This is a genomic window from Streptomyces anulatus (assembly GCF_014650675.1).
GTDB classification, from domain to species: Bacteria; Actinomycetota; Actinomycetes; order Streptomycetales; family Streptomycetaceae; genus Streptomyces; species Streptomyces anulatus.
In genome coordinates this window covers 1-7,539 of record NZ_BMVK01000038.1, presented here as the reverse complement: position 1 = coordinate 7,539, position 7,539 = coordinate 1, and the positions used below count along the sequence as shown (strand labels likewise).

The 7,539-nt window shown below is 69.1% G+C and carries 6 protein-coding genes and 1 pseudogene; 1 reads left to right on the top strand and 6 read right to left on the bottom strand.

The features are described 5' to 3' along the window. Positions 1-568: 568 nt before the first annotated feature. Complete coding sequence (locus IE272_RS38455; protein ID WP_190010410.1) at positions 569-3,031, top strand: DEAD/DEAH box helicase; 2,463 nt, start codon at positions 569-571, stop codon at positions 3,029-3,031. Positions 3,032-3,169: 138 nt separating this feature from the next. Here the strand turns inward: IE272_RS38455 and IE272_RS38450 are convergent, their stop codons facing one another. From IE272_RS38450 to IE272_RS38430, 6 genes and pseudogenes are all read right to left on the bottom strand, one after another. Further along, positions 3,170-3,520 carry a hypothetical protein gene (locus tag IE272_RS38450; RefSeq protein WP_190010408.1) on the bottom strand — a complete coding sequence of 117 codons (351 nt, stop codon included), beginning with the start codon at positions 3,518-3,520 and terminating at the stop codon, positions 3,170-3,172. Between the two features lie 189 nt (positions 3,521-3,709). Continuing rightward, positions 3,710-3,987 (bottom strand): annotated as a pseudogene (locus IE272_RS39060) (transposase); the annotation flags it as partial. A gap of 136 nt (positions 3,988-4,123) precedes the next feature. Further along, complete coding sequence (locus tag IE272_RS38445; protein ID WP_073743425.1) at positions 4,124-4,960, bottom strand: alpha/beta fold hydrolase; 837 nt, start codon at positions 4,958-4,960, stop codon at positions 4,124-4,126. Between the two features lie 672 nt (positions 4,961-5,632). Then, positions 5,633-6,052, bottom strand: coding sequence for an SMI1/KNR4 family protein (locus tag IE272_RS38440; RefSeq protein ID WP_229898140.1), 420 nt, complete (start codon positions 6,050-6,052; stop codon positions 5,633-5,635). A 609-nt stretch (positions 6,053-6,661) separates the two neighbouring features. Continuing rightward, positions 6,662-7,012 (bottom strand): hypothetical protein, encoded by a 351-nt coding sequence (locus IE272_RS38435; RefSeq protein WP_190010406.1) that lies wholly within the window; start codon positions 7,010-7,012, stop codon positions 6,662-6,664. A gap of 72 nt (positions 7,013-7,084) precedes the next feature. Then, positions 7,085-7,539, bottom strand: a 455-nt coding sequence (locus tag IE272_RS38430; RefSeq protein ID WP_190010404.1) for a hypothetical protein, incomplete at its 5' end; no start/stop codon positions are given.

Here is a 7,539-nt window from a genome sequence, read left to right as displayed (position 1 = left end):
CCCGCGGAGCGGGTATCCATGCGCTGGCGCGCATGGAAGGGACGGAATTCGCTGCGCGAATTCTAAAGGCGCTGCGCGCCTTTGATAAACCGCTGCGCGGTTTATAAGAATTCACGCGTTGCGTGAATTGAATTCCCGCAAGCGGGAATTCTGTGCGCCTCTCCGCTTCGCTGCGTGGCGGGGCGTCCGCTGCGCTCCCGCCCTGCCGGCTTCGCCGGGCTCGCTGCGGTGGGGGGTGGCGGTGCATCAACTGTGTCTGCGGGTAGGATCCCGAACCGGTGGGCACCACCTCCCGGGGCCGGCCCCGGCCCGTCCGGGCGTCGAGTTGGAGGGTGAGAAGCGATTTTCCTGACGAGAGGTCAAAGTTCTGGGCTGTGACTGCTCGTCAGGGCTTGATGCGCACTGTTCCCGCAACGTAGCACATCGATCGGCCACAGTGGGGTCGGAACAGGCCAACCGTTCAGCCGATGTGGTGCATCGTAATGAATCAGTGTCGTGCATCAAGTGATGCACGGGTAGCATCACGAGTGAACGGCTACCCCCTCCCCCGGATCTGGAGTATCTCGTCATGACCGGTGAAATTCCGCTCTATCCGCATCAGGCGGAAGCGGTCGATGCCATTGTTGCCGGGCTGGAAATCCGGCCCGGGCAGAAGATTCCGAGGAATGGTCTGCGCGGTCAGGTGCACGCGGCGTGTGGTACGGGAAAGACGTTCATTGCTGCCGGTGCGGCGCAGCGTATTTCTCCGCATGGGCGGGTTCTGGTTCTTCTGCCGACGCTGGAATTGTTGGCTCAGACGGTTCGGGAGTGGCGGGCTTTCGGGCGTTCGGGGCCGATGGTGGCGGTGTGTTCGATGGATGACGATCCGCGTCTGTACGACTTGCGGGTGCCGTCGACGACGAACGCCCCGCAGTTGGCACTGCACTACGGGAGCGGGCCGGTGACGGTGTTCGCGACGTACGCCTCGTTGCCGGTGCTGGTGGAGGCTCATGAGGGCGCGTACGGGCTTCCCATGGACGTGTGGGACCTGGTCTGTGTGGACGAGGCCCACCGGACCAGCGGTTCGCTGGGGAAGGCGTGGGCGGTGGTCCACGACCAGGAGCAGCTGCCGGCGATGCGCCGGCTGTATCTGACGGCGACGCCGCGGATCTGGATGGAGCGGCCGCGGCCCCGTTGGAGTCGGCAGGATGAGCGGCAGGCGGTGGTGGACCGGTTGCCGAAGGAGATGGCCTGCTCGATGTCGGATGAGCGGATCTACGGGCCGGTCCTCTGGGCTCTGGATCTCTCGGATGCGATCGCGCGGGGGTTGCTGGCGCGGTATCAGATCGTAGTGGTGGAGCTGCGGGACGCGCGGCTGACGCTGGAGAAGCTATACGGCGAGGAGCGGTTCGAGGAGCACGTGCGGGGCGAGCGCCTCGCGGTGCTCCAGGCGGCGTTGCTGGAGACGATGGCGGAGCACGGGCTGGAGCGGTGCATCACCTTCCACCACCGGACGATCGAGGCGCAGGCCTTCAGTGTGGGCCTGGGCCAGGTGGTGCGGCGGCTGCACGCGGCCGATCCGGAGCGGCATCCGGAGGAGGTGTGGTCGGGGTGGCTGTCGGGTGAGCACGAGCCGGAGGCGCGGGCTCAGGAGCTGCATCGGTTCGGTGGGCGGGTGGGGCGCGCGGTGATGTCGAATTGTCGGGTTCTCGGTGAGGGGGTCGACTGTCCGAGTGTGGATTCCGTTGCTCTTATAGATCCGAAGGGGTCGGCGGTGGATATTGTGCAGGCTATTGGTCGGGCGCTTCGGCAGAAGCCGGGTCAGGATAAATTGGCGACGCTTATTGTTCCTGTTTTTCTCGGGCCGGATGAAACTCCGGAAGATATGCCATATTCGGCTTCTTACCGGCCTCTTCTGAAGGTTCTTTCCGGGTTGCGTGCGCATGATGAGCGTGCGGTGGAAATGCTCGCTATTCCGTCGGAGGATCTGCACCGGTCGAAACCGGTGTCGCCGTGGCTCGGACCGGCGCCCGAGGGTGATGACGAGGAGGAGCAGCGGCTGCTTCTGCGGTTCGGGGTGCACCGGGATCCGGCGTTGGTCGCGCGGATGGTGGAGTACAACCTGATCGAGCCGGAGCACGCGAACTGGCGGGCGGGGCACCGGGCGGCGGTGGCGTATCGGGAGCGGGAGGGTGATCTCGTCGTGCCGTACAACCACGTGGAGGGCGGCGGCGAGCGGGGTGAGGGCGGGTTTCCGCTGGGGCGGTGGCTGTCGGATCAGCGCCGGGCGATGCGGGCGGGGACGATGCTGCCCGGGCGGGCGGAGGACCTGGAAGCGCTCGATGTGGTGTGGGATCCGGCGGACGCGGCGTGGGAGGAGAACCTCGGCGCGGCCCGTGCGTATGCCGTGGCGTACGGGACGCTCGCGGCGCCGGTGACGGCGATGATCATGGACCGTCCGGTGGGTCAGTGGTTGGCGAACGCGCGGAAGAAGAACGGTCTCGGGAAGGACGGGGCGCGGGCGTCGCGGCGTGCGGCGCTGCTCGCCGCGATCGATCCGGACTGGAACCCGGACTGGCCGGTCGACTGGCAGCGTCATTACGCGGCTCTGAGGGGTGCTGTGGCGCCGGGGGGTGTGGTCGGGTACGTGGAGCCCGGGGCGATGGTGAACGGGCTGGACGTGGGTGCGTGGCTGGTTGCCCAGCAGGAGGGGTGGGAGGGGTTGTCCGGGGGGCAGCGCGAGCGCCTGGTCGAGCTCGGTGTCCGGCCGCCCGAGAAGCCCGCCGCCGTCGCGGTGAAGGCGCGGCCGCGGCGGGTGGCAGGCGGTGCGCGGGCCGGGGCGTTCGAGCGAGGTCTGGTCGCGCTCGCCCAGTACGTGGAGCGGGAGGGAACGGTGGTGGTGGCACGGTCCTGGAGTGAGGAGCTGCCTGACGGGACGTCGGTGCGGCTCGGGGTGTGGTTGTCCAACGTCCGTGCGCGGCGGGCGGGGCTGAGCGCGGAGCAGCTGGAGCGGCTGGCCGCGCTCGGGGTGGAGTGGGCGCAGGCCGCGTGAACGGCGACGGCGTCGAGGCGTGGAGGGTGCGTAGCGCCGGAGGGCCGGCGCAGTCCTGACGACCTGTCCGCAGTCCTAGCGGCCTGTCAGAGTGCGTGCATCGTGCTGGCGTGCGGGTGGGGTCCCGAACGGGCGGGTCTACCGTTCCCGTTCCTGGCGTTGTGCGGGGACGGTCTGCTGGTGGGCGGTGTGTTCCTGGTCTATGGCGCGTTGCAGGTGCCACAGCGTGACCGCGGGGAGCAGGCCGCCGAGCCGGGCGGCTGCCCGGAGGTCCTCGACGGCACCGGCCAGGAGAGCCCTCGTTGTGTGTCCGGAGTCGCCGGGCCGGTCGGGGGCGTTGGTGGTGGCGGTTTCGAGGAGGTCGGCGAGTTCGGTGATGCCCGGGTCTTCGGGTACGTGTCCGCCCCACCGTGCTGCCGCGTCGGCGAGCTGGGTGACACGGCGGCCGTGCCCGGCTGCCAGGCGTGAGGAGATATCCCGGTTGATCACACGGGCATCGTCTCCCGGATCGGAGGCACGACGCCACAAGAACCGGTGCGGGAGCGGCAGCCGGGCCGGGCCCGGGGTTATCGTCCGCGCCCTTGCCGGGGGGGGGCGGGGGCGGCCTGCCGGTGGTGGGGCGTCGGCTTGGGAACGTGGCCGTTACGGCTGTGGGTGCGGGTTCTGGGCGGACCGGTGGAAACGCGGCAGCGACAGCCCGGGCAGCAGCGTCCGCAGCCGATCGACGTCGATCGGCTGCGGTTGAGACCGCCGTATATCGCGCCGTGCCCGCGTCGATGTTCGGGCAACAGCGTCAAGTCCACCGGGGACTTCACCGCACCGTACGCGCACAGCACCGCGTCCGTCAGCTCGAACACCTCGTCGCGCCGGGCGGTCAGACACTCATAGAACTCTCCTCGGAAGCGTGACGCTTCCGCGAACGCTTCCCTCCGCACAACATCAGGCAGCAGACTCACCCTCACGGCTTCGTCTTGGTCACGTGCACCTTGGTCGGAGCACATGATCAGACGAAGGCCGCCCCACGTCCGGCGAACCCCCGCCTGGGTGATCAAGTTCGGGACGCCGTTCGAAGCCAGAAGGTCAAGAACAAGCTCAGCCTTGAAGGAACTCAATGAGCTTCGGCGCGAGTTTCTTGGGCGCCATGACCACCGCTCCGTGATTGAGGCCCTGGAGCGTGTGATGGTCGGCGTCGGGGAGCACCTCCGTGACCGCTCGCGCGGCGCTCTGGAAGCCGTCTGGGCTCTTGGAGCCGGTCATGACGAGGGTGGGTGCAGTCGCGGGCGACCACATCTCGGCGGTGAGGGGTTTGCCCTGCTGGGTGTCGCCCATGACCGCGATGTCGTAGGGCAGGGTATGGGCCATTGCCTTGAGGTTCGACCACACTCCGGGCATCAGCCGCATCGATCCGACCATGAACGCGGGCATGCCCTGGGCCTTGGTCATGAAGGTCTTGACCGCCTCGCTGCGCCGGTCCTCGGCGATCAGACCGTCGATGTGCCGTGCGAAGTCCCGCGGCGGTCCGAAGTCGCTGGGTGCGACGGAGAAAGGCGGCTCGTAGAGCGCGAGCCGCTTGATGTTCAGGCCGGCCGCGGCGGCGCGCAGGGCGAGTACCGCACCGGACGAACTGCCGAACACCGAGGCAATACCGCCTGCATGCTCGATCAGCGCCGCGATGTCGTCGATCTCGCGCCGCACCGTGTAGTCGGCGTTGTTGCCGCTGGCGCCCCGGCCGCGGCGGTCATAGTTGACGACGGTGAAGTGCGGGGCGAGGAGGCCGGCGAGCTTCTTGGTGTCGGAGCGGTCGGCCAGCGCCGAGGACACCAGGATTACCGTAGGCCCGCTGCCAGACTGCTCAAACGCGATGGGGGTGCCGTCGCTCGAGACAACCGTCGACTTCACGGTGGCCGTCGACTGGCGAGTTGCTGACATGTTTTTCTCTCCGCTTCACGTGGAGGTGCCGTACTTCTAATGCAGATGGGACAGCGGCTCGGCGGGAAAATCATCGGTCCCGCAGCATCGAATTCTGAACCTCGTGCGCCGAGCGGCGGCCGTGGCCTCCGGCATCGTGGTGGTCCGTCCGTACCCGTCGCGTTTTCTCGTTTGACCGCCTTGCCAACGTCTGGCAGGGGGCGGGGTATCGGTTCTTGGTACCGAGTGGGCGTCAGAGACAAGTCACCATCACCACACTTCAACCAGAAGATAAAGAACAAGCTAAGGGTGTTGGGGGGTGCGGTGTCGTGGTCACCTGCGGATTGTCCCCGCCCTCGCCGCCGGGGGGGGCGGCCCGGCGGTGGGCGTCAGCCGTCGCCCGCGCGTTCCTGGTGACGCTGGACTTTGGGCGAGGAGGGGATCCGGGCTCGTCGCCCTGGGGTGCTCAGCCGTGGGCCGTATACGGTCCGAGAGCGACAGGTCCACAGGGGCCGGGCTCATGCGGCTCCGAGGAGGAGTCCGGCGCAGTTGATTGCGGGGGGGTGTTACGGCTGTGGGTGCGGGTTCTGGGTGGAACTGGGGGATGTTCCGGAGTGCCCTGAAGGCTGTCTTGCCACTCCCCCGGCCCGTGTCGTCCGCCTGCGGGCCCGGGCCCGCAGGCGGAGGCCCATATCAGTCCTCGGTGTGCTGGTCGAGCAGCGCCGCGAACCCCTGGGCGAGCTTGTACGCACGCCCCGTGTCGTGGTCGTAGCTCGTCACGGGGCCACCGGGAGTGAGCACGAGGGGGTTGCCTGCGGGGTCGAAGGACACGACGAGTCCTCGGTCGGTGCCGGGCCATCCGTCGCGGCGGAAGCGCAGGGTGAGGTCTACGACGCTCACGTGCTCCAGCAGGTCCGAGTTCCGCAGCCCGTACACGGGGATGCCGACGTAGCAACCCCCGAAACGCTCGACGAACTCGGCGTAGTCCGGGTCGAGGCCGACCCCGAGAGGGGAAATCGCGGACGCGAGTTCCACTCGGTCCGTCGGCGTGCCGGCGCCGTAGCGCCGGACGGCGCGCTCCAAACGGTCCAGCAGCGCGGATGGGAAGGGCATGCCGTGATCCTAAGGCTGCGGCGGGTGACGTTGGTAGGGCACAGGATGGCCGCCGGGCTGCCCGATCGCCCCGAGGGTGCGAGACGTATTTCGTGCTTGCCGGCCGCAGGGGTACGTCGACCATGACGAGCTGAGCGCGGTTGCACTGGACCTTAGAGATCTGGTCGACCACGAGGTGGGGGGGCAGCGAAAGTGGCCGAAGCGGACCACGACCATCTCAGCATTCCGGAGTTTTGACCACGTTATGTGGGCGAACAGCGTTACCACTACGGCCAGTTGGCTGCTGCGGGCGGAGCCTACGAGGCTACGCAGGGGGGACCGGGCCGGTGAGGGCCCTGGGCCGGGTGGGCTGCCGGTCCTCCGGACGGCCGGGTAAACAGGCCCGGCCCCGGGGTTGCGGGTAGAACGGGAGACGGAGTCCGGGGTGGTCCAGGGCACGTCCGCCGGGTCTCTCCAGCAGCGGGCGGGACTACCCCGGACCGCCACCCCCAAGGGGGTGGCGTCACCGGTGACGCCACCCACGTGTGCGCTGTTCCCGGCCGGTACGGGCCCTCCCTGCTGGTCCGCTCAACATCACCGCCCTGCCCCGTGCGCGGCCCCACACCGGGGTCACCGGTCGTGTCTCTGGCGCTGTGCAGGGACGGTCTGCTGGTGGGCGGTGTGTTCCTGGTCTATGGCGCGTTGCAGGTGCCACAGCGTGACCGCGGGGAGCAGGCCGCCGAGCCGGGCGGCTGCCCGCAGGTCCTCGACGGCACCGGCCAGGAGAGCCCTCGTGGTGTGTCCGGAGTCGCCGGGCCGGTCGAGGGCGTTGGTGGCGGCGGCTTCGAGGAGGTCGGCGAGTTCGGTGATGCCCGGGTCCTCGGGTACCTGTCCGCCCCAGCGCGCTGCCGCTTCGCCGAGCTGGGTGACACGGCGGCCGCGCCCGGCTGCCAGACGTAAGGAGATATCCCGGTTGATCACACGGTCATCGTCTCCCGGATCGGAGGCGCGACGCCACAACAACCGGTGCGGGAGCGGCAGCCGGGCCGGGGGTTATCGTCCGTGCCCTTGCCGGGGTGCGGGGGCGGCCTGTTGACGGTGTGCCGGTACCGCTGGTTCGGAGGGAGTGGGCTGCTTCGGCACGGATGTGTCCGGGGCGGTGGTGGTGGAGCGGGAGCGGGCCGCGGTGGTGGAGACGCGGGGGCCGGTGGGCAGGGCCTGGTCGAGCGGTGTGGTGAGGGCGTGGTGGGCGGCGAGGAGGAGGCGGGTGGTGATGTCGGAGGGCGGGCCGTCGCGCCAGGCGGCGGTGTCGGGTGCGATACGGGCGAGGTGCGCGGCGAAGGGCACGCCTTCCTGGGCCATGCGGTGCATGCGGTGGGCGAGGACGGGCCACTGACGGGAGCTCATCAGGAGCGCGGCATCCCGCTCGGGGAGGGTCTCGTTGACCCGGCTCATCAGGGTGCGGTGAGCGCCGGGGGTGACGCCGAGCTGGTGAAGGGCGCGGGCCC

Bases quoted from the DNA above. Each gene is read 5' to 3' on its own strand.
- IE272_RS38440 (WP_229898140.1), bottom strand. From the start codon at position 6,052: ATGCCCTTCCCATCCGCGCTGCTGGACCGTTTGGAGCGCGCCGTCCGG.
- IE272_RS38455 (WP_190010410.1), top strand. From the start codon at position 569: ATGACCGGTGAAATTCCGCTCTATCCGCATCAGGCGGAAGCGGTCGAT.
- IE272_RS38445 (WP_073743425.1), bottom strand. From the start codon at position 4,960: ATGTCAGCAACTCGCCAGTCGACGGCCACCGTGAAGTCGACGGTTGTC.